We start from the raw sequence: 20,133 nt of genomic DNA on the forward strand, positions 1-20,133 counted from the left end.
CACATGCGCAAGACGACCACTCTGCGGGCGGCCGCGGCCGCGTCCGCCGCCCTGCTCCTCGCCACCGCCTGCACCAGCCAGCGCGGGCAGGACGGCAAGGACGCCGCCGCCGAGGGCGCGTGCCAGGGCCAGCAGACCACCGGCATCACCGACAAGACCATCAAGCTGGGCGGCATCTACCCACTGTCGGGACCGGCCTCCGCGTACGGCACGATCAGCAAAGGTGTGAGCGCCTATTTCAAGCACGTCAACGCCGAGGGCGGCATCGACGGCCGCACTGTGGAGTTCACCGTCCGCGACGACGGCTACCAGCCGCCCAAGGCCGTCGAGGAAGCCCGCAGACTCGTCGAGCAGGAGAAGGTCTTCGCCGTCTTCCAGACCCTGGGCACCCCGTCCACCGCCGCCGTCTGGGACTACCTCAACAAGCGGAAGGTGCCGCAGCCTTTCGTCGCCACCGGCGCCTCCGTCTGGGGTACGGACGGCAACCACCCGTGGACCACCGGCTGGCAGCCCAACTACATCGCCGAGGCGCGGGTGTACGCCAAATACCTCAAGGAGGAGAAGCCGAAGGCCAAGGTCGCCGTCCTCTACCAGAACGACGACTTCGGCAAGGATCTGCTCGGCGGGTTCAAGGCGGCCCTCGCCGGCAGCGGCATCGACGTGGTCGCTGAGGAGAGCTACGAGGTCACCGACCCCTCCGTCTCCGCACAGATGACCAGCCTCGCCCGGTCCAAGGCGGATGTGCTGCTCAACGTCACCACGCCGAAGTTCGGCAGCCAGGCACTCGCCGCCGATGCCAAGAACACCAAGTGGAACCCGCTGCACATTGTGAACAACGTGTCCTCGTCAGCCACCGTGCTCAAGCCTGTCGGGTTCAAGAACGTCCAGGGCGTCGTCTCCGCGACCTACTTCAAGGACCCCGCCGACCCGCAGTGGGCCGACGACGCGGAAATGAAGCGGTACCAGGACGCGCTGCGCAAGTACGCGCCCGGCTCGGACCCGGCCAACCAGTTCAACGCTTACGGCTGGGCCGCCGCCTCCAGCCTGCACAAGGCCCTGGACGCGATGAAGTGCCCGACCAGGGAGGGGATGCGGGACGCCGTGCGCAACCTCAAGGACGTCAAGGTGGACATGCTGCTGCCCGGTGTCACCCTCTCCACGGGGCACGAAGACGCCTTCCCGATCGAGACGATGCAGCTGATGCGGTTCGGGGGCGAGCGCTGGCAGCTGTTCGGTGAGCCGGTGGACACCCGCAAGGAGTTCGGCCCGCTGGCGAAGTGAGCCGGCGGGGGCGGCCCCGGGCGATGCCCTGCCCCTGGGAACCGCCCTCGCCGAGTTCGAGGGTGGCGCGCCGGTCCTTCCGTGCGATCGGCGTGTGATTCATCACAGCAGGTTATGTTGTGCACAATTTAATTGCTGGCTACATTTTGGGGATCAACGGCACTGTCACAGAGAGGCAGCACCATGGATCCCGTCCGCTATGAGGACTACCGACCCGCCGAACGCCCGGGCTATCAAGCCGAGTTGGACGCAGTGGTCGCGCAGGTGGCGCAGCGCACCGGCGCCTCGGTCGAGCGCGAGGCCGTCGGTCGCGCCGTCCGTATCGCCCACGGAAAGACGTACGGCCTCCTCAAGGCCACCGTCACGGTCGGTGACAATCGCGGCTTCCACGCCCAGGGCATCTTCGCCCGGCCCACCGCGTACGACGCCGTCGTCCGGTACTCCAACGGCCTGGGCCACCAGCGTCCCGACCACCAGCTGGGCGCGGCGTGCGGGATGGGCATCAAGCTGTTCGGCGTCCCCGGCCGGTCACTGCTGGCCGATGAACCGGACGCCGGTACCTTCGACCTCAACCTGATCAACAATGACGTCTTCTTCGCGAACACCGCGTACGACTACATGGTCATCGAGGAGCTGTTCGCGGAGCTGCCCGAAGGCCTGGCGAACCCCGCCCGCCGCAAGACCTGGATGGCGGAGTTCCTGACGCGCCGGGGCACGCTCACCGATCCCGCCGGCTGGCTGTGGGACGAACTGTTCGCCATGCTCTCGTTCACCACCGTCCCGCGCAGGAACCTGCTGTCGTACACCTACAACAGCATGGGTGCCTTCCGGTACGGCGACCACATCGCCAAGATCCGCACCGTGCCGACGCCCGAGTCCCAGGCCACCCTCACGCACCAGATCGTGGACGTGCGCGCGGACAACGAGGCGTTCCGCCGCACGCTGGTTGCCGAGACCGCGGAGCGCGGCCATTCCTTCGAGCTCCAGGTGCAGCTCAACACCGATCTGGCTCGCATGCCGGTGGACAACACCTCCGTGAAGTGGCCTGAAGAGTCGTCCCCCTGGTTGGCCGTCGCCCGTGTGGACCTCCCGCGTCAGGACATCGGCGGGGAGGACAACGTGGTGGCCGCCGACGCCACGTCGATCACACCGTGGCGCTCCCGGGAGGAGCACCGGCCCATCGGCGAGATCCAGCGAGTGCGGCAGGAGGTGTACCGGCGCTCGTCCATCGAGCGGCACCGCATCAATGGACAACAGTGGCGCGAACCGGTCAGCAGCGCGCAACTGCTCGGTTGAGCCGGCACCGCCGCCCTCGTCGGTGCTGTGGGCCTGGCGGCGAACTCCTCCGTCAGCTCGATGTGGCTGAACCGCCCTACCCCTGCTCGGGCACGGCCATCTCGCCCAGCAGCGACCAGTCGTCCTGCGGAATGTTCGCGTTCACGATGCGGGGTGTCTCGATCAAATGGGGTGGCAACGTCTGCTGCGCGGCCCTGAAGTGCGCCGACTGCACGTGAGCAGCGCCTGCTTCGTCATCGCGGAAGGCCTCGACCAGGACGTACTCCGTGGGGTCGGCCACACTTCGCGACCAGTCGAACCAGAGGCAGCCGGGCTCCCGGCGCGTGGCTTCGGTGAAGTCGGCGGTGATGTCCGGCCACCGGTCGGCATGCTCGGGGCGGACTCGGAACTTGGCGGTGATGAAGATCATCGGCCTTCGTGTCTCCTTGGACGTACGACGTCTCGGTTGGGGCCGGCAGTGGCGTGCCGACCATGCCGGCCCGCCGAACGAGCAGTCGCCGGCCCATCCCCTGCGACCAGTGATACGTGGCGACAAGATCGTACGACGTGAGCCGCGCATGGGCAGCGCGTCCGGCCCGCGTCCGCCGGTCATTCTCCCGAATGACCGTCCGCGCATCGTCGGGCCGGTGACCAGGACGGTCTCACCGGGCTGCGCGCGGACACCGCGGCACGCCCCCGCCGCTCCGGCAGCGGAGGCGTTCGTGATCAAGGGAGCGATCCGGTGCCACGGCTCGATACATCCGATATTTTCGTCAACTCACAGCTGCAGAAGCCTCATTGACAAGCGACCGCTGTCATCCCATGCTCTGGACATCCGATGAATGGAGAGCCGTGGTGCAGGAATCCAGTTCATTCGTGAGACGCCGAGTACTCGGAGCCGCGGCGGGTGCAGCCGCCGCGGGCGTGATCCCCGCGGCGGCCCCGTCCCTGGCCGCGACCGCGCATACGGGCGGCGCGGAAAAGGGCGCTGTGCAGGTCGGCAAGGACGGCGTCTGGGGCGCCGTTCCGGACCCCGTGCCCGTGCCGCTCGATGCCTATGCCGACAACGACGGCATCGACACCGCCTCGGTGCGCGGCGGGGACTTCGACGGGTCCGGCTACACCTTCCCTGGTGAGGAACTGACTGCCGGTCGCGTCGAAGTGGACGGGGTGCCCTACCTCTTCCCCTCATCCGATACCGGCGCGAACAACGTGGTCGCGATGGGGCAGCGTATCGAGCTTCCCAAGGGCCGTCATCTGTCGCTGCTGTTCCTGACGGCCGGCAGCTACGGCGACGCGGCCGGTACCGCGACCGTGCATTACGCGGACGGATCGACGACCACGGCCCAACTCGGCGGAGCCGACTGGTATCAGGCGGCCGGCTCCCTCTCCGCCCCGTACCGGTACCGTCCGGACGGCACGAAGGACGAGCACCGCGTCGGCATCGGGTCGGCGGAGGTGTGGTGCGATGCCAGGCGCGAGGCCGTCGCGGTCACGCTGCCCGTCACGCACCGTCCCGAGCCGAACAAGGCCTCTCTCCATGTGTTCGCACTCACGGTCCAACCGGTCGCCCAGGGCAAGGCCCTGACGCTGCGCCATGCCCACTCCACGGCCTCGCTGCTGGATCCCGGCGGCGCCCAGAGCGTGGAGGCGACGCTCGTCAACGCGGGGACGGAGCCCGTCCTGGCGGCCGACGGCGTGACCGTGCGCGTGGACGTGCCCGGCGCCCGCACGGTGCGACCCGTGTCGGTGCCGCGTCTCGACCCGGGCGAGCAGAGCCGCCTCCGCATCGGGATACGCAGCAGGGGACAGACGCCACCCGGAACCCAACAGGACGGCAGTGTCATCGCCCACGGTCGCGGCGGGCGGGCCGCCGTCGCGGGCAGTCGGCTCACCCTCGGTGTGGCCGACTACGAAGCGACGGACACCTCTCTGGCCGGGCACCAGGCGCCGTACTGGTTCAGCGACGCCAAGTTCGGCATCTTCATCCACTGGGGCGTCTACTCCGTCCCGGCCTGGTCGCCGGTCGGCAAGCAGTACGCGGAGTGGTACTGGAACCACATGCAGGACCGGAACAACGCCGTGTACGCCCATCACGCACAGACGCACGGGGAGGACTTCGCCTACGACGACTTCATCCCCATGTTCCGGGCCGAACGGTTCGATCCGCGGGCCTGGGTGGAGCTGTTCCGGGACGCGGGCGCGCAGTACCACGTCCTGACCTCGAAACACCACGAGGGCTTCGCGCTGTGGGACACCAAGCTCTCCGAACGGAACTCGGTGAAGATGGGGCCCGGGCGGGACCTGGTGCGCGAACTCTTCGACGCGTCGGCGAAGTACACACCCGAGCTGCACCGCGGGCTGTACTTCTCGATGCCGGAATGGTTCAACCCCGACAACCCCTGGATGGGGCACGCTCCGCGCAATCCCTACACCCTCGAACCGCTGCCGTACGCCGGATACGTCTCCGGCAAGGACTACGTGAAGGACTATCAGGCCCCGCAGATGCTGGAGCTGATCCACGACTATGCCCCGGAGCTGTTGTGGTGCGACATCGGCGGAGTCAACGACAGCCGCAACGTCCTGGCCGATTACTTCAACGTTGCGAAGAACAGCCGTAAGCCGGTCGACGTGGCGGTCAACGACCGAGCCGGAATCCCCTTCCACGACTTCACCACGCCCGAGTACACGACCTACGCGAACACCGTCGTCGCGAAGTGGGAGTCCAGCCGAGGCCTCGACCCGTTCAGCTACGGCTACAACCGGGCCACTCCCGACGACGCGTATATGACGACGCAGGAGGTCGTGCACAACCTCGTCGACATCGTCTCCAAGAACGGCAACCTGCTCCTCGACATCGGCCCGCGTGCCGACGGCACCATCCCCGAGATCATGCAGACGCGGCTGCGTGAGACCGGCCGCTGGCTCAAGGTCAACGGCGAGGCGATCTACGACACCACCTACTGGTCCCGCATGGCGCAGCTCGGCCAGGACCTCCGTTTCACGGTGCGGCAGGGCAAGGCGTTCTACATCCACTCCCTGGCCGAGCCCGGAAGCCGCCTGACCGTCGAGGCGCCGGTGCCCATCCGCAGCGGTGACAAGGTGACGCTGCTCGGCCACGACCGGCCGCTGACCTGGGCCGTGCGAGGTGGAGCACTGGTCATCGACGTGCCGAAGGCCGCTCGGGCGGCGGGGGAGCACGTGTGGGTCTTCAAGGTGGCGTGGACCGAGTGATCCCCTCGCGGGCACCCGCACGGGGTGGGCAGTACGTCCCTTCGAAGTCCGTTCGGTGAACCGGTCCTGCACCCGACGGCCGGCCGACGCAGACTGTGTCTGCCGTTCGCCTGCCGGCGCGTGCGGTGGTTCTTGGCCGCGCGGAGATCGACGGAGATCCGATGGAACGACGCCAACTGGAGTACTTCATCGCGGTCGTCGAGTACGGCGGTTTCACGGCCGCGGCCAACGCGCTGCATGTGGCGCCGCCTTCGCTGTCGCATGCGATCCGCACCCTGGAGCGCGAATGCGGCGGCAAGCTGTTTCATCGGCTCGCGCAGGGCGATGAAACCGCAGGCGGCCGCGGAGAAATGGGTCGCGGCGCACCCCGACGAGGTGAAGGCCTGGCTCGGGTAGCGTCGTGCGGGCGGGGCACCGAGCCGATCACGCTGCGACCGGTCACAGACCGCCGAGTTTGCCGGCCGCGTCACGTACGGAGCCGAGTGCGTCCACGACGGCGTTGCGCCGCCTCGCGCCCGCCGCACGGTCCGCCGGGACCAGCCGCGCGGCGGCCTGCACGGCGTAGGCGTCCGGGTCGCCGAAGGCGGTGCGCGGGTGCTCTCCCGTCTCCGCGCAGCGTGCCGTGACCTCCTTGACCGCCTGGAGCACGACTGCCCGGTCGACGCCCGGCTGCATGGCCAGCCGTACCTGGAAACGCGCCATCCACTTCTCGCGGTCCTTCTCCGCCGCCGCGTCCGTCGTCCGGTCCTTTTTCGCCACGTGCTCTCCCGGGTGATCTACAGCCGTCTGTTGTGGAGTTGGACGTCGAGACATCGAAGCGGGTTGCGTGAGCGGAAGAGCAACTGTCGGACAGCCGGCTCAGCCCCGGGCCACCGCGATGGCTCCCGCGAGCCGCTCTCCCGCCTCGTAGATCATGTACGGGACGCCGCCGTCGGTGCCGAAGGAAGGCGCCGCGGCGCGCCCGTTCTCCGGAGCTGCGCTGCGCGAGTTGTAGAAGACGCCGAGGTGGGTGCGCTTGCTGAAGTCGTTGCCGACTTCGGTGATCATGATGTCGCCGCCGCTCGCCTTGTCCTTGTTGTAGACGACGTAGGTGCTGTTGTTCCGGTGCAGGAGGTGCGGACCGCCGATATTGACCGCGCCGACGTCGCCGTGCCGGATCAGCGGCTGCTGGTCGTAGGCCCAGGTGCGGCCGTCGGCGGACCAACCCCAGTGGATGTCACGGTGGTTGGTGGTGTTGTTGAGCATGAAGATCATGACGTAGCGGGCGCCGCGTGAGGGCAGGTCGTGGCGGAAGACCCGGGCGTACGACGTCTCCGTGGTGCCTGCCGGGAGCATGGACGTCGACAGCACGACCTTGTCGTACGTGAAGTGGATCCCGTCGCCCGAGCGGGCGAGGCGGGTCGTGGTGTTCTCTCCGTGGAAGTACAGCCAGAACTCCTTGGCGTCCTGGTTCCACAGCACGTGGGGCGACGAGACATGGCTGACGGAGTAGTGCCCTGACCACGTGTTGGAGACGCTCGGGTTCGACGGGTACTCCGTGAACGGACCCTCCAGTGAGTCGCCGTACGCCAGGCAGATGCCACCGGGCGCGTCGTGCGGCGCGTAGTACAGGTAGTAGCGGCCGAGCGGGGAGCTCAGCTTGTCGTGGACGCCCCGGATGCAGGGGAAGATGATCTCGCCGGTGGGGTTGTACTTCAGCTGGGACGCCGTCAGAAGGGTGCGCGCGTACCTGTAGTCGGGGAATCCGCCGGGCGCCGCGGCCGCGGGCTGCGTGCCGAGGGCCGTCCCGACGGTGAGAGCGGCTCCGGTGGCGGCGCCGGCGCGCAGGAAGAGACGCCGGTCGAAGTGGTGCTCGTGCATGGTGGGCTCCAATGACGGAGGGGCTCAGAGGTGGCTGGCGGCGGTGACGCACAGGCCACCGAGGGCGACCGCCCACACGTACGGCAGGGTGCGCACCATGACCTGTTGCGGCGTGACGCCCGCGTACTGGGCGCTCCACACGGTCTGGGTGCTGGTGGGGTCGGCGACACCGAAGACCTGGTTGTACGAGGTGGTCATGCCGAGGACGGCGGCCGCGGGGTAGATGCCGGTGGCGATGAGGACTCCGGCGATGCCCGCACCGAGCCCGAACACGTTGAGAGGGCCGCGGTAGAGGCACAGCGGGACAAGAAGGGTGAAGACGAGGACGAACAGCACGGGGTTCTGCGGACTGACGGCCTTGACGAGCGGTTCGAGAGCGTCCACGGCGCCCGGCAGTTTGACGGCCGCGAGCAGGATGCCGATGGCGACGAACAGGACGATCGGCGGGGCGGCCACCTCGAAGCCCCCGTACAGGGTGCGCAGCAGCCGCTTGTTCATCGCGCCGGGCCGGGTCGTGGTGACCAGCGCGTACAGGACGCCCGCCAACAGCGAGGGAATGATGGCGAGTTCGAAGCCCAGGGCGAGAACGAGCGGGACGGCCGGGGCGAGCAGCGCGTACCAGGGCGCGTCGCCCAGCTCCGCGCGGCGTGAACGAGACTTCGCGCCGGAGGAGCCGGAGGAGTCGAGTGACTTGAGCGACCAGGCGTGCTCGGTGCCGCGCCGTCGCGTCTCGACAAGGACGAAGGCCAGGGCGGCGACCAGGGCGAACGGGAAGAGCTTCACCATGAAGCCGCGCACCGTCGGGATCGGCAGTTCCAGCGCGGTGGAGAAGAACTGCCACACCGGCAGCTCGAAGGGGATGCCCACGGCGATGCCCATCAGCACCGTGCCCGCGGCGGTCACCTTGGGCACACCGACGGCGATCATGGCGGGGATGCCGATGATGCCGGCGAGCATGGCGGCGGGCGCCGAGCCCGTCACCGTTCCGACCAGTGCGGACACGGCGAGGACGCCGAGCGCCACCACGGTCGGGCGGTCACCGCCGAACTCGACGATCTTGCGGACGAGCGTGCCCGCGATGCCGGTCTCGTCGAGGAGCTTGCCCAGCCAGGAGCCCAGAATGATCGCGATCATGGTGGCGGCCAGGGCCGGCGCGCCTTCCTGGAGAACGGTGTCCAGCACGCTGTTCTCGCCGGTGAGCGGTGCCCCGGCGAGGAAGGCGATGACGACGGCGAGCAGCACCAGCGCGAAGGCGGTGGGGAGTCTGCGGGTGAGCATCAGGCCGACGCCGGCGGCCATGACGAGGAGGATGGCGACACCCATGGGTCAGTTCTCTCTTCCGGGCCGGGGGAGCGCTGTGCGCAGCGCGGCGGTGAGAAGCAGGGGGCTGCGGCGGAGCCCGCAGACGGTTCTGGCGTAGGCGTGGGCGGCGACCTCTTCGGCACCGGCGACATGGCCGGCCACGCGGTGACGGCCGAGGCGCAGCACGGTGTGGCCGAGCGCCTGCTTGAGTGCGGCCTTCGCCGGGCCGTGATGGAGGTGGGCGTGCGCGGCCTCGTGGGCGAGAGCCGCCGCGCGCACCGAACCCGCCGGGTACCAGGCACGCCAGCCGCGGGCGTCGACCAGTTCCTCGGCGAGTGCGAGCGTGTCGGTGTAGAGCTCGACCGTCGGGGGCCGTGACGTGTAGCGGGCGAGCAGCATCCGCTCCAGGCCGTCGTCCCGCTCGACCACCAGCGCGGTGGACGGGACGGGGGCGAGCCGGGACCCGAACTCGTCCGCCCTGCACGCCCATGCGCGCAACAGCCGCGGATCACGGCCCTCATGGGTCGGCGTGACGGCCAGCAGCCGGACGGCCCATTCGATGTCGTCGACGTCGCCTATGTCGTCGAGGGCCGCTGAGGCGATCAACTCCCTTGCTCCAGAGGTGAGTTCGTCAGCCGTCATGACCGGACCTCCAGAACCGCGACCACCGGCTCGTCGGCGGCGCGGGCCCGCAACTCGCTGCGGGCCAGAGCGAGCAGAGGCTGCGGATCGAGGACGCCGGACAGGTCGGCGATGCGGGAGCCGAGCAGCAGCCGCAGGGCAGGAGCGCGGACGCCGCCATCGCCGTACGAGGTGGACTCGCCCACCAGCCGGGCCAGCACCTCGGGGGCGCCGGCCACAGTGGTGGTCTCCACGCGGGCGTCGGCGGCGTGGTGGCGTACGACGCCGTCCATGTCGACGATCCGTACGGGCCGGCGGGCCGCCCGCAGACGGCGGTGCGTCTGTGTGCCGTAGACGGAGTGAGCGGCGGTTCCCGCCAGGAGATGGACGTCCGCGGGATCGGTCCTGAGACTGGCCGCCGCGGCACGCAGCCGCTCGGTGTCGTCGGCGCGGTGGGACCTGTCCTGGGTGCGCAGTTCGGTGGCGCCGGTCGCGACCGCGCGCACGGTGCTGGTCTGCGGGTCGACGGTGACCTCGACCTCTACGCCTTCGGCGGCGGCACCCTGGGCGACGACCGCCCGCTCCGCCTCGGCACGGACGGCGAGGATCTGCTCCTGCGAGGCGCCGGGCACGATCCGCTCGACCTGCTCGCGTACGAGCGCGAGGGCGACGCCGATGGGGCTGATGACCTCGTTGTGGCGGGCGATCCGGCCCTCGATGCCGCTGGTGCGGGCGAGGTGTGGGGTGACGGACGCGGCACCGCCGCCTCCGCCGACGAGGACGGCCGTGTCCTTGTCGAGGCGGTAGTCGCGGATCATGGCGTCCACCACCGTCTTCACCTGGGCGACGCCCGCGTCGAGGATCCGCGTGGCCGCGGTCGCGACATCGGTGCCGAGCACGGCGGCCAGCGGCGCGATCGCGGCGCGCGCGGTCTGCGGGTCGCAGCGGGCGAAGTCGCCCTCGGGCACGCTTCCCAGAGCATTGGCGGCACAGGTCATGGTGACGGCGAACCGCCCGCCCGCCGCGTCGAGCACGGCGTAGTCGGCGGGGTCGCCGTCCATGGGCCGGACCGTGGCCACCTTGGCGTCGCGCAGCTGATCGAGGGTGGCGAAGCAGGCGTACGGCAGCCCCGCGATGTGGGCGCTGCGCGGTCCCACAGCCGTCACCCGACCAGCGTCGATCCGCACCATGGAGCCGCCGCCGACGCCGACCGTGCGCACGTCGAGGGCGTTCAGATACGAGGTCTTGCCGAGGATGGTGGCGTGCCGGACGGCGACCTTGCCGCGGCGTACGACGCTGATGTCGGTCGAGGTGCCTCCGGTCTCCAGGAACGCTCCCTCGCTCACCCGCTCCTGCATCAGCGCGCCGGCGACTCCGGCGGCCGGTCCCGACAGCACGGTCAGGAGCGGCCGGCGGCGCATCTCGTCGAGGGCCATCACGCCGCCGTCGCAGCGCATCACCATCAGGGGCGCGGTCACGCCCGCCTTGGTGATGGACGCGTCGACGAGGTCGGCGGTGGCCAGCATGCGAGGCAGGATCGCCGCGTTGACCACGGCGGTGCGGGTGCGTTTGTGCAGCCCGTACAGCGAGGTGATCTCGTGCGCGGCGGTCATCGGCAGCCCGTACGGCCGTGCCGCGTCCAGCACGGCCTGCTCGCCCTCGGGCCGGTCGACGCTGAACGGCTGGCTGGCGACGAGGACTTGAGCCCCCTCGCCGTTCAACTGCTCGACGGCACGGCGGACGGCCGCCGCGTCGTCGGGGTCGGCGACATGCGCGTACGCCAGCGGGAGTCTTTTGCCGGGGGCGAGTTCGAGCTTGCCGAACGAGGCGAGGCGGCGGGTGAACACCGCCGAGGGGCCGGTCCCGATGCCGATCAGTCCGACGGTCGCGACGTCGCCCTCCAGGAGGGCGTTGGTGGCCTGGGTCGTGCCGTGCGCAAGGAAGGCGACGTCGGCCGGGGCGGAGCCGGTCTGTTCCAGGAGCCGGTCGAGCGCCTCGACGATGCCGTGTGCGACGCCGTCCTCGTGATGGTGGCTGGTGGGGACCTTGACCTGCCCCAGGAGTTCGAGAGTCGTGGCGTCCACGGCCACGGCGTCGGTGAAGGTTCCGCCCACGTCGATGCCGACGCGGATGCGGGGTGTGTTCATGCCCGAGCACCTCCTTGTGCTGGATCGGTTCGCGCGGGCGCAACTCCTCTGCGCGCCGGGTCCGTTCAGTAGCCGCGTACGTCCGGCCAGTGGCGTGGCACTCCGTCGCGGTCGAGCAGCCGCGCGAACTCCTCGAACCGCTTGTCCTCCGCCTGCACCTGGTGCGGCTCGACGTTCTCGGCCACGCAGTGGGCGGCCAGCGCACCGGCGACCTCGCCGACGTTCCACTCCACCGGGTGGAGCCGGTAGCAGCCGTTGGTGATGTGCGTGGTGCCGATGTTCTTGCCCGCGGGCAGCAGATTGCGGACGCGTCGCGGCACCAGCGCCCCGAGGGGGATCTCGAAGGGCACCGAGCCGATGTCGACGTAGTTGTCGCCGCCGGTCGAGGGATGCAGATCGATGCGGTAACCGCCCACGCCGACGGGGTCCCGGTGCCGGGTGCCGCCGTACGGGCCGACCAGGTCGATCGCGACGTCGTGCTCGGTGACCGTGGTGACGGCCTTGATACGGCGGGACTCGCGGACGTACGCCGCCTTGGCCAGGCCGTCCGCCGTGCCGGTCACGTCCGGGCGGATCCGCAGGCCGGGGAAGCCGGTGCCGCCGTCCGGGCGCGGTGCCTCGGTCTGCAGCCAGTACAGCAGCGACAGCGACAACTGCCGTGCCTCGCATAGCGCTTCGGCCTCCTGGCCGATGTACGGCTTGAGCCAGTAGTCGTTGAGCGGCCAGTTGACGAGCGTGATGTCGGAATCGAAGGCGCCCGGCGTGTGCAGCTTGCGGGCGAGGATCCGGCGAAAGCCCCACAGTTCCTTGTCGCCGGCGTCGGCGCTCTGGTCGGCGGAGACGCCGAGCGGGTCGAGTTCGGGATTCGGTACGAAGGTCCGCGGCACCGGCTCCAGCGTGCGCGGGTCGGGCGCCTCGAAGCCGAGCAGCGGACCGGGCCAGAACGAGGGCCGGTAGCCGCGCCAGAAGTCGTAGTCCTCGGGCCGGTCGATCGTGTGGTCCTCGCCCTCGTGGTGGGAGAGCGCGAAGCAGACCGTGATGCCCTGCTGGTTGTCGGGCTGGGCCTCGTCGGGGGCGTGCGGCTCGTCGAACTCGGCGCGCGCCTCGGCCCCGTTCGCGTGCTCGACGCCCGCGAGGTGGAGGAGTTCGCCGGTCTCGGTGGCGTCCAGGACGTAGCGCGCGGTGAGGGTGCGACGCGTCCCGTCACGCAGATCCTGCAGGGTCACCGCCCGTACGACATCGTTGTCGGCCTCGGCGCAGACCGGCCGGTGCTCGGTGAGTACGGTCAGCCGGCCCGCCGCACGGTGGGGCGCGAGCATGCCCTCCAGGACGGCAAGGGCGACCCGGGGTTCGTGGCAGAGCTTGCTGACGCGGCCCGCTCCCGGGTTGAGTTCGGTGAGCGCCAGCGCCTCGGCCCGCAGCGGGTACCAGTGGCGGTAGTACCGCCGGATCTCCTCGCGCAGCCGCCGGTACGTGGCGGTCGTGCCGAACTGCTCCACCCACGGGTGCTCGTCGGGCGGTACGGCCTGGCTGGTGAGCTGGCCGCCGATCCAGTCCGTCTCCTCGGTCAGCACGACGCTGCGTCCCGCCCGGCAGGCGGCGAGTGCGGCGGCCACGCCACCGAGGCCGCCGCCCACGACGAGGATGTCTGCTTCGGATATCACGCTTCTCCTTGCTGCCGGTTCAGGTTCACAGAGGGCTGGGGCTGGTGCTCAGGGCCGGGCAGGCGGCGGTCCGGTCGTCGGACCGGGGCGGAAGGCACAGCCGACGAGCGGCTCGTGCGCCTCCTCGCCCGCGACGAGGGCGGCCAGCAGACGTACGGCAGCGGCGCCCAACTGCGGCCGGGGGATATCGAATCCGGTCGGTACGGGCTCGTTCGCCAGATCGGCGGGCGGGCTGCCGAGCAGGGCGAGGGACACCTCGGCCGGGCAGTCGAGGCCCGCCTCACGCACGGCGGAGAGCAGGCCTCGCCAGGCGGCCCCGGTGTCGGTCTCCTCCGCGATGAAGGCCGTCACGCCCTCGTCGGCCCAGGCACGCAGCCGTTCTCGCGTGAGCTCCCGCTGCGGATCAGCGGACCGGAAGACGGACGTGGGCCCGGTGGGCAGGCCTGCCGCCTCCAGCCCCTCCAGGAAGCCGCGCTGACGGTCCGTCGAAGCGGATGCGTCGTCGTCCTCGCGGACGAGGACGATCCGTCGATGCCCCAACTCGGCCAGATGACCCACGACGTCACGGGTGGCTCGGACATAGTCCGCGCCCACCCAGGCCACGCCCTCCAACTCCTCGCGGCGGCCCAGGTGCACGACCGGGAAACCGTCCTCGACCAGCCGCTTGAGCTCCGCCCGGGGGGTATGCCGACCGATGAACAGACAGCCGTCCGCGAGCCGGACCCGGCTCAGGGCTTCGGGACCCGTGGCCCCCGCGCCACCCGTGCTCGACCCGGTGAACAGCACCAGGTCGTAACCGAGTGCCGCCGCCTCGCGCTCCACGCCGACCAGGAAGGGGTAGTACGAGTGCTGCACGTCGGTGGGGAACGTGGCGGTGAAGCTGAAGACGCCGAGGAGGTTGTTGCGGGCGGCGGCCAGCCGCCGGGCGGCCGGATCGGGCACGTAGCCGAGACTGCGGGCCGCTTCCAGGACCCGTTGGCGGGTCTCCTCGGAGATGAGGCGTCCTTTCCCGTCCGGCTTCGGGGAGAGCACCAGGGACACGGTCGCCTGCGAGACCCCTGCGAGCCGAGCCACCTCGGCCTGCCGGGGTCGTGACGTACGTCCGGCCGGAGCGGGGGGACGTCCGGGGCGCTTCCTGGGTTCCACGGTGGCTGCTCCTATTAATGCGTATTACCTAATGCGCATTAACGAGGTTGCACCTACCCGCCCAGCCGGTCAAGGCCCGGGACGGAAGTGGTGCGGGCGACCTCTGCACGATCGGGATCAGGGGGCTGGTTGGACCCCTGACGCGCGGGCACTCGGGGCGCGGGCGAGCGTGGTGCGCCGTGCCCGCCGCAGCCCGGGGTGAGCCCGGCCGAGGACAGGCGCCGAACGCGGCGGACAGAAGCAGGACCGCCCGTGTCCGGCCCCCGCACATCCGCCGGCACACAGCAGAACTGACCGCATCCGAACACCGCCCCCACAAGGAAGTGGGCTGACAAGGCCTCCACCCGAGTCGGTAGAAAGGGGCAGCCCGTGCGCAGCAGGAGCAGCCCGCTCGCCGGCCGTACGGTCGCCGTCACCGGCGCCGCCCGGGGTGTGGGCGCGGCGCTGTCACACGAGATAGCCCGGCGCGGCGCCCGAGTCGCGCTGCTCGGCCACGAGAAGGCCGCCCTGGAGACGGTGGCGGAGTCCCTGCCGGGCCCCGCGCTGGCCGTCGAGGTCGACGTCACCGACCTCGTCGCCCTGGTTGCCGCGGCCCACACGGTGCGGGCCCGACTGGGGCGCCCCTCCGCCGTGGTGGCGAACGCGGGTATCTCCGAGGGCGGTCCGTTCCTCGCCTCGGACCCGGCGGCCTGGCGGCGTGTCATCGACGTCAACCTCACCGGCAGCGCCCACACCGCCCGCGCGTTCCTGCCGGACCTCTTCGACACAGCGGGGTACTTCCTCCAGATCGCCTCGCTGGCGTCGATCGGCGCCGTCCCCCTGATGAGTTCCTACTGCGCATCCAAGGCGGGGGCGGAGGCCTTTGCACACGCCCTGCAAACGGAGGTGGCGCACCGGGGGGTCGCCGTGGGCATCGCGTATCTGAACTGGACGGACACCGCCATGATCCGCGACGCCGACCAGTACGCCGCCCTGCGTGAACTGCGCGCCCACATGCCCCCGCCGGTTGACCGGGTACACGACGTGGAGACGGTCGCCGCCCGCCTGGTGAGGGGTCTGGAACGCCGCCGTACGGCCGTGTACGCCCCCGCATGGCTGCGTCTGACCCAGCCGGTGCGAGCGGCGCTGCCACCCGTCGTGCTGCGTGTGTCGCGCCGCCTGCTGCCCCGCATGGAGGCCGCGCAACCCGTCGAGTACACCGGGCCACTCGGCGCAGGTGGCCTGGCCGACCAGGCGGCCTCCCGGCGCAATCCGTGACGCCACGACCGGCACTTCCGTGACGCCACGACCGGCACTGAGGAAGCGAGAGAACACCATGGCGAAGAGGGCGAAGAACGCCAAGGGGACGAGCGGCGGGGACAAGGGCAAGCAGCTCGCCCAGGGCGACGAGGTCACCTGGAACAGCCACGGCAGCACCACGGAAGGCACAGTCGAGCGGAGGATCACCCGACGCACCGAGGCCGCCGGCCGCGCCGTGGACGCCTCGTCCGAGGATCCGCGGTACGAGGTGCGCAGCGCCCGCTCGGGCAGGTCGGCGGTGCACAAGCCGTCCGCACTGCGCAAGAAGTGAGCGGATGACCCACGCAGACCTCCTTGCCCCACCTCGGCCCGGCAGACGGCGCCGGGCCCATGAAGAGGATCCGAGCTCATCGCTCGGCGGCAGGGGTGAGACCACGAGGCCGGGGTAACCGCGTTCGTACGTAGGCCCTATTGCAAGGGCGTTTTAGTCGACCGTCTCAGGAGGACAGCCGTGCCAGGCATGTTGGACAAGATCAAGCAGTTCAGCAGGAGTCCGCAGGGGCGACGTGCCGTGGAGGAGGTACGCCGGGCCTCTCGCGACCCGCGGCGCCGGGCCCAGGCCCAGCGGCTGCTCGGCAAACTGAGGGGGCGGCGCCACTGAAGCGCCCGGTGTGCCTCTCTCGGCGAGCGGGCGCCGCGCCGGTGGCTGCTCGCTGAAGGGCGCGGGCCGTGTCGGCGCCTTCGCTGCGTCGAGCGGTCCGCACGAGTGCCGCGCAAGCCATTGGGGCGCATTGTCAGTGGCAGGCGCAACAATGCGGTCCAGCAAGATCAACATTGGGTCCGGAACGAGGCGCGCGCTGTCCGTCCTCCACCCTGGAAAGGCCGTACAGATGCCCCTCGCGACCTCCCGCGCCTCGTATTCCGTCGCGGACGCCCACTCCGCGGCCGACCCGGTTCACCCTGCGCGCCGCGGCGAACGCGAACGCGACCGTGCCGGGCGGGCGGCCCGAACGGACCTGGCCTGCCTGAGTGCACCCTTCCAACTGCCCCCGCCCAGATCCGCGGTGGCGCTCGACGCCCTCGCATCCGAGGTGCTGCGCATCGTGGCCGACTCCCGCACACCCGTCTTCGTGACCGTCCACGAGGGCGGACGAACCCGCTACGGCTACTGGCGCCCGGTCGACGCCGCCACAGGTAGAGGCGGCTGCTATGTCGCCCTGCCCACCGATGTGTGCGAAAGGCTGCGCTCCGGCGGACGCATCGAACTGGGCGAGCCCGTCACCGATCCGGCCAAGACCACCTACCGCATCAGGCCCGCCCGTACTCGGGTGAGGACGGGACGCCACGCAGGCAGCGCAGCGTGAGCGGCTGAACCCGTGGCACTGCCCCCGCCCCCCCCGGAGAAGAGAGTCGGCGGCGGCCAGTTCGGACCAGGTCCGTCCGTCCCGCGAGGTCCAGATGGCCCCGACGGTCGGCTTCCCGTCCGGGAGGTTCGCCGCACCCGCGCCGATCAGCGTTCCGTCGATGTCCACCACGCTCGACAGCCGCTGCTTGGTGAGCGGTACGGCGGTCGGCTCCGGGAGCTGTCCCGTCCCGAAACGACCGGTCCGCTTCCAGGAGGCGTCGGAGCTCCGCGTCCAGTATGCGGTGGGCCGTGCACGTCGTAGGGGGATTTGGTCAGTTACCTCCGCGAGGAGCGGTTCTCGATCTGAGCCGAGAATCTCCCTGCTATCGTGCGCCGATGTCATCGATCAAGCAGTTCCAAGTCACCTTTGACTGCGCAGAACCCGAGCGAGTTGCTCGCTTTTGGTGCGAGGTACTGGGGTACGTCCTGCCGAAGCCGCCGGAGGGGTTCGCCACTTGGGACGATTACAACCACTCGCTGCCTCCTGAGGACCGGGGTGCATGGGCCGCCTGCATTGATCCCTCGGGTGTCGGCCCGCGACTGTTCTTTCAGCGCGTTCCCGAAGGGAAGGTCGTCAAGAATCGGGTTCATCTCGACGTGCGGGTCGGCACCGGACTGGTGGGTGAAGAGCGCCTCGCCGCGCTTGAGGCCGAGTGCGCACGCCTGATCCCGCTCGGCGCGGTTCGCGTGCAGCTCCTGCCTGCCGATGACGAGAACGAGTCCTGCATCGCGATGCAGGACCTGGAGGGCAACGAGTTCTGTATCGACTGAGCGCCCTCCGAATCGGCGGGATTACCGGCTTGGGTGAATGGCTATTCACCAGCTATGGTGAATAGCCATTCACCCACTGCCTCGCCAGGCGCTGCCCGCTGGAGTGCCGATGGACCGGACCGCCGCGATACGCAAGCTGCCCCGCGTGAGCACCCTCCGAGACCGGCTCACCGTGCCGGTGCTCGCGTTCGGCGGCATCCTCATGGCCGTCATGCAGACCGTGGTCGTGCCCCTGCTGCCCGACCTGCCCCGGCTGACCGGCGCCTCGGCGGGCACGGTCTCGTGGATGGTCACGGCCACTCTGCTGTCCGGCGCGGTCCTCACCCCGGTGCTGGGTCGGGCCGGCGACATGTACGGCAAGCGGCGGGTCCTGATGTCGGCTCTGGGGCTGATGACCCTGGGCTCGGTCGTGTGTGCCCTGACCTCCGACATCGGAGTGCTGATCGCCGCACGGACGCTGTCCGGAGCGGCCGCCGCGGTCGTCCCGTTGTCCATCAGCATCCTGCGCGACGAGCTGCCGCCGGAGCGCCGGGGATCGGCCGTGGCGCTGATGAGCGCCACCGTCGGCACCGGCGCCGCGCTGGGCCTGCCGCTGGCAGCCGTGATCGTGCAGTACGCGAACTGGCACACCATGTTCTGGGTGACCAGCGCCCTCGGCGTGGCGGGCGTGACGCTGGTCTGGTGGGCGGTACGGGAATCGCCGGTGCGACAGCCGGGCCGGTTCGACGTTCCCGGCACGCTGGGCCTGGCCGGCGGGCTGGTGTGTCTGCTGCTGGGGGTGTCCCAGGGCGGGCAGTGGGGCTGGGGCAGCGCACGGGTCGTAGGCCTGTTCGCCGGAGCCGTCGTCGTGCTCGCCCTGTGGTGCAGGCAGCAGCTGCGAACGAAGGAGCCGCTGGTGGACCTGCGGCTGGTGGCCGAGCCCAGGGTCGGCCTGTCTCATGTGGCCGCCCTGCTCGCCGGGTTCGCGTTCTACGCCAACACCCTCGTCACCGCCCAGCTGGTGCAGGCCCCCACGGCCACCGGGTACGGACTGGGGCTGTCCATCGTCGCCACCGGCCTGTGTCTGCTGCCCAGCGGAGTCGTCATGCTCCTGCTGTCGCCCGTCTCCGCCCGGATCTCCGCCGCACGCGGGCCGCGTGTCACGCTCGCGCTCGGGGCCGCGGTGATCGCCGCCGGCTACGCGGTCCGTATCGCCGACAGCCGCGACCTGTGGATGATCATCACGGGAGCCACGATCGTCGCCACCGGGACCACCCTCGCCTACTCGGCGCTGCCCACGCTCATCCTGCGAGCCGTGCCTGCCGAGCAGACCACATCCGCCAACGGCGTCAACGTCCTGATGCGGACGATCGGCCAGGCCGGCTCCAGCGCGGCCGTGGCCGCCGTCCTCGTGCACCACACCGGTTCGGTCGGTGGCGCGCCGGTGCCCACCCTGCACGGCTACCAGCTGGCGTTCGCGATAGCGGGCGTGGTCGCCCTCGGAGCCGCGGCCGCGGCGCTGTGCATCCCCGGCGACCCCGCACAGGCGGTCACGGAAGGGCCGGAGCGAACCGGCGACAGCCCCCGGGGCGCGCGCGACGAGGCGATGGAGGGAGCATGAGTGCCGTGAGCACTCCACCCGTCACGCCCGGACCGGCCCGCAGGGACGCCGAGTCGACCAGGGCGGCCATCCTCCGGGCGGCCCGCTATCTGCTGGCCCGGCACGCCCACGCCGACATCACGCTCAAGGCTGTCGCCGACCGCGCCGGGGTGAGCCCGCCGCTGATCCTGAAGTACTTCGGCAACAAGGACACGCTGTTCGCCCAGGTCATGTCCTTCGAGGCCGACGCCGACGCGCTGCTGGCCGCACCACTCCCGGAACTCGGCCCGCACATGGTCCGGCACGTGCTGGTCAGCCAGTCCGAGCAGGGCGCCGACCCGCTGCTGCGGATCGTGTTCGCGCCCCTGCACGGCGAGCAGGGCGACATCCTGCGCGCCAACTTCCGCACCCAGGTCACCGACCGCATCGCCGCCCGCCTCACCGGCCCCGACGCGGGCCTGCGCGCCGAACTGGCCGTGGCCACCCTGCTGGGTCTGGGCGTGATGTACGGCATCGCCCGCGGCACCGAGATGCGAGCGAGCACGGTCGACGCCTTGGTCGACCGGTACGCGCCGGCGGTGCAGGCGTATCTCACGCCGTGAGTGCCCT

The 20,133-nt window shown here is 70.5% G+C and carries 18 protein-coding genes and 1 pseudogene; 11 read left to right on the forward strand and 8 right to left on the reverse strand.

The genetic code is table 11. From position 1 onward, the window contains the following. The first annotated feature begins 3 nt into the window (after window positions 1-3). Complete coding sequence (locus tag OHT51_RS38545) at window positions 4-1,281, forward strand: ABC transporter substrate-binding protein (RefSeq protein WP_328883537.1); 1,278 nt, start codon at window positions 4-6, stop codon at window positions 1,279-1,281. 183 nt (window positions 1,282-1,464) lie between these two features. Beyond that, the gene (locus tag OHT51_RS38550) at window positions 1,465-2,577 is read left to right on the forward strand and encodes a catalase family protein (RefSeq protein WP_328883538.1); all 1,113 of its coding nucleotides are present in this window, start codon (window positions 1,465-1,467) and stop codon (window positions 2,575-2,577) included. 76 nt (window positions 2,578-2,653) lie between these two features. Here OHT51_RS38550 and OHT51_RS38555 read toward each other — a convergent pair whose 3' ends face one another. Further along, a complete protein-coding gene (locus OHT51_RS38555; protein WP_328883539.1) occupies window positions 2,654-2,986 on the reverse strand; it encodes a putative quinol monooxygenase in 333 nt (110 codons plus the stop codon). 392 nt (window positions 2,987-3,378) lie between these two features. On the opposite strand from OHT51_RS38555, the gene OHT51_RS38560 reads away from it, so the two are divergent. Together OHT51_RS38560 and OHT51_RS43430 are read left to right on the forward strand one after the other, a co-directional pair. Further along, window positions 3,379-5,790 carry an alpha-L-fucosidase gene (locus OHT51_RS38560; protein ID WP_328883540.1) on the forward strand — a complete coding sequence of 804 codons (2,412 nt, stop codon included), beginning with the start codon at window positions 3,379-3,381 and terminating at the stop codon, window positions 5,788-5,790. Window positions 5,791-5,951: 161 nt separating this feature from the next. Next, window positions 5,952-6,044, forward strand: a pseudogene (locus tag OHT51_RS43430) (helix-turn-helix domain-containing protein); the annotation flags it as partial. Window positions 6,045-6,228: 184 nt separating this feature from the next. Here the strand turns inward: OHT51_RS43430 and OHT51_RS38570 are convergent. The 7 genes from OHT51_RS38570 to OHT51_RS38600 all read right to left on the reverse strand — a co-directional run bounded on the left by OHT51_RS38570 (window position 6,229) and on the right by OHT51_RS38600 (window position 14,530). Then, window positions 6,229-6,549, reverse strand: a complete 321-nt coding sequence (locus OHT51_RS38570) for a hypothetical protein (protein WP_328883541.1) — start codon at window positions 6,547-6,549, stop codon at window positions 6,229-6,231. 99 nt (window positions 6,550-6,648) lie between these two features. Continuing rightward, complete coding sequence (locus OHT51_RS38575) at window positions 6,649-7,650, reverse strand: hypothetical protein (RefSeq protein ID WP_328883542.1); 1,002 nt, start codon at window positions 7,648-7,650, stop codon at window positions 6,649-6,651. A gap of 24 nt (window positions 7,651-7,674) precedes the next feature. Then, the gene (locus OHT51_RS38580; protein ID WP_328883543.1) at window positions 7,675-8,973 is read right to left on the reverse strand and encodes a transporter; all 1,299 of its coding nucleotides are present in this window, start codon (window positions 8,971-8,973) and stop codon (window positions 7,675-7,677) included. Between the two features lie 3 nt (window positions 8,974-8,976). Then, entirely contained in the window at window positions 8,977-9,594 is a 618-nt protein-coding gene (locus OHT51_RS38585) for a hypothetical protein (protein WP_328883544.1), read from the reverse strand. Further along, window positions 9,591-11,720 carry a hydantoinase/oxoprolinase family protein gene (locus OHT51_RS38590; protein ID WP_328883545.1) on the reverse strand — a complete coding sequence of 710 codons (2,130 nt, stop codon included), beginning with the start codon at window positions 11,718-11,720 and terminating at the stop codon, window positions 9,591-9,593. Before OHT51_RS38590 ends, OHT51_RS38585 begins: the two co-directional genes overlap by 4 nt. Window positions 11,721-11,785: 65 nt before the next feature. Further along, window positions 11,786-13,384 (reverse strand): FAD-dependent oxidoreductase, encoded by a 1,599-nt coding sequence (locus OHT51_RS38595; RefSeq protein WP_328883546.1) that lies wholly within the window; start codon window positions 13,382-13,384, stop codon window positions 11,786-11,788. Window positions 13,385-13,432: 48 nt separating this feature from the next. Continuing rightward, window positions 13,433-14,530: a LacI family DNA-binding transcriptional regulator gene (locus tag OHT51_RS38600; protein ID WP_443052650.1), complete on the reverse strand. Its 1,098-nt coding sequence runs from the start codon at window positions 14,528-14,530 to the stop codon at window positions 13,433-13,435. A 369-nt stretch (window positions 14,531-14,899) separates the two neighbouring features. On the opposite strand from OHT51_RS38600, the gene OHT51_RS38605 reads away from it, so the two are divergent. The 7 genes from OHT51_RS38605 to OHT51_RS38635 all read left to right on the forward strand — a co-directional run bounded on the left by OHT51_RS38605 (window position 14,900) and on the right by OHT51_RS38635 (window position 20,126). Further along, on the forward strand, window positions 14,900-15,787 hold the full coding sequence (locus OHT51_RS38605; RefSeq protein ID WP_328883547.1) for an SDR family oxidoreductase: 888 nt from the start codon (window positions 14,900-14,902) through the stop codon (window positions 15,785-15,787). A gap of 58 nt (window positions 15,788-15,845) precedes the next feature. Then, entirely contained in the window at window positions 15,846-16,100 is a 255-nt protein-coding gene (locus tag OHT51_RS38610; RefSeq protein ID WP_328883548.1) for a DUF2945 domain-containing protein, read from the forward strand. 180 nt (window positions 16,101-16,280) lie between these two features. Further along, window positions 16,281-16,430, forward strand: coding sequence for a hypothetical protein (locus OHT51_RS38615; protein ID WP_328883549.1), 150 nt, complete (start codon window positions 16,281-16,283; stop codon window positions 16,428-16,430). 229 nt (window positions 16,431-16,659) lie between these two features. After that, window positions 16,660-17,133 carry a hypothetical protein gene (locus OHT51_RS38620; protein WP_328883550.1) on the forward strand — a complete coding sequence of 158 codons (474 nt, stop codon included), beginning with the start codon at window positions 16,660-16,662 and terminating at the stop codon, window positions 17,131-17,133. Window positions 17,134-17,510: 377 nt separating this feature from the next. Next, the gene (locus OHT51_RS38625; RefSeq protein WP_328883551.1) at window positions 17,511-17,945 is read left to right on the forward strand and encodes a VOC family protein; all 435 of its coding nucleotides are present in this window, start codon (window positions 17,511-17,513) and stop codon (window positions 17,943-17,945) included. 109 nt (window positions 17,946-18,054) lie between these two features. Next, window positions 18,055-19,545 carry an MFS transporter gene (locus OHT51_RS38630; protein WP_328883552.1) on the forward strand — a complete coding sequence of 497 codons (1,491 nt, stop codon included), beginning with the start codon at window positions 18,055-18,057 and terminating at the stop codon, window positions 19,543-19,545. Beyond that, entirely contained in the window at window positions 19,542-20,126 is a 585-nt protein-coding gene (locus OHT51_RS38635) for a TetR/AcrR family transcriptional regulator (RefSeq protein ID WP_328883553.1), read from the forward strand. Before OHT51_RS38630 ends, OHT51_RS38635 begins: the two co-directional genes overlap by 4 nt. The last annotated feature ends 7 nt before the right edge of the window (window positions 20,127-20,133 follow it).

The organism is Streptomyces sp. NBC_00299, assembly GCF_036173045.1.
Taxonomy (GTDB): Bacteria; Actinomycetota; Actinomycetes; order Streptomycetales; family Streptomycetaceae; genus Streptomyces; species Streptomyces machairae.

Coding starts and splice junctions, on each gene's coding strand:
- OHT51_RS38590 (WP_328883545.1), bottom strand. CDS start 11,720: ATGAACACACCCCGCATCCGCGTCGGCATCGACGTGGGCGGAACCTTC.
- OHT51_RS38585 (WP_328883544.1), bottom strand. CDS start 9,594: ATGACGGCTGACGAACTCACCTCTGGAGCAAGGGAGTTGATCGCCTCA.
- OHT51_RS38555 (WP_328883539.1), bottom strand. CDS start 2,986: ATGATCTTCATCACCGCCAAGTTCCGAGTCCGCCCCGAGCATGCCGAC.
- OHT51_RS38620 (WP_328883550.1), top strand. CDS start 16,660: ATGCCCCTCGCGACCTCCCGCGCCTCGTATTCCGTCGCGGACGCCCAC.
- OHT51_RS38545 (WP_328883537.1), top strand. CDS start 4: ATGCGCAAGACGACCACTCTGCGGGCGGCCGCGGCCGCGTCCGCCGCC.
- OHT51_RS38575 (WP_328883542.1), bottom strand. CDS start 7,650: ATGCACGAGCACCACTTCGACCGGCGTCTCTTCCTGCGCGCCGGCGCC.
- OHT51_RS38550 (WP_328883538.1), top strand. CDS start 1,465: ATGGATCCCGTCCGCTATGAGGACTACCGACCCGCCGAACGCCCGGGC.
- OHT51_RS38580 (WP_328883543.1), bottom strand. CDS start 8,973: ATGGGTGTCGCCATCCTCCTCGTCATGGCCGCCGGCGTCGGCCTGATG.
- OHT51_RS38630 (WP_328883552.1), top strand. CDS start 18,055: ATGGACCGGACCGCCGCGATACGCAAGCTGCCCCGCGTGAGCACCCTC.
- OHT51_RS38610 (WP_328883548.1), top strand. CDS start 15,846: ATGGCGAAGAGGGCGAAGAACGCCAAGGGGACGAGCGGCGGGGACAAG.
- OHT51_RS38625 (WP_328883551.1), top strand. CDS start 17,511: ATGTCATCGATCAAGCAGTTCCAAGTCACCTTTGACTGCGCAGAACCC.
- OHT51_RS38635 (WP_328883553.1), top strand. CDS start 19,542: ATGAGTGCCGTGAGCACTCCACCCGTCACGCCCGGACCGGCCCGCAGG.
- OHT51_RS38560 (WP_328883540.1), top strand. CDS start 3,379: ATGCTCTGGACATCCGATGAATGGAGAGCCGTGGTGCAGGAATCCAGT.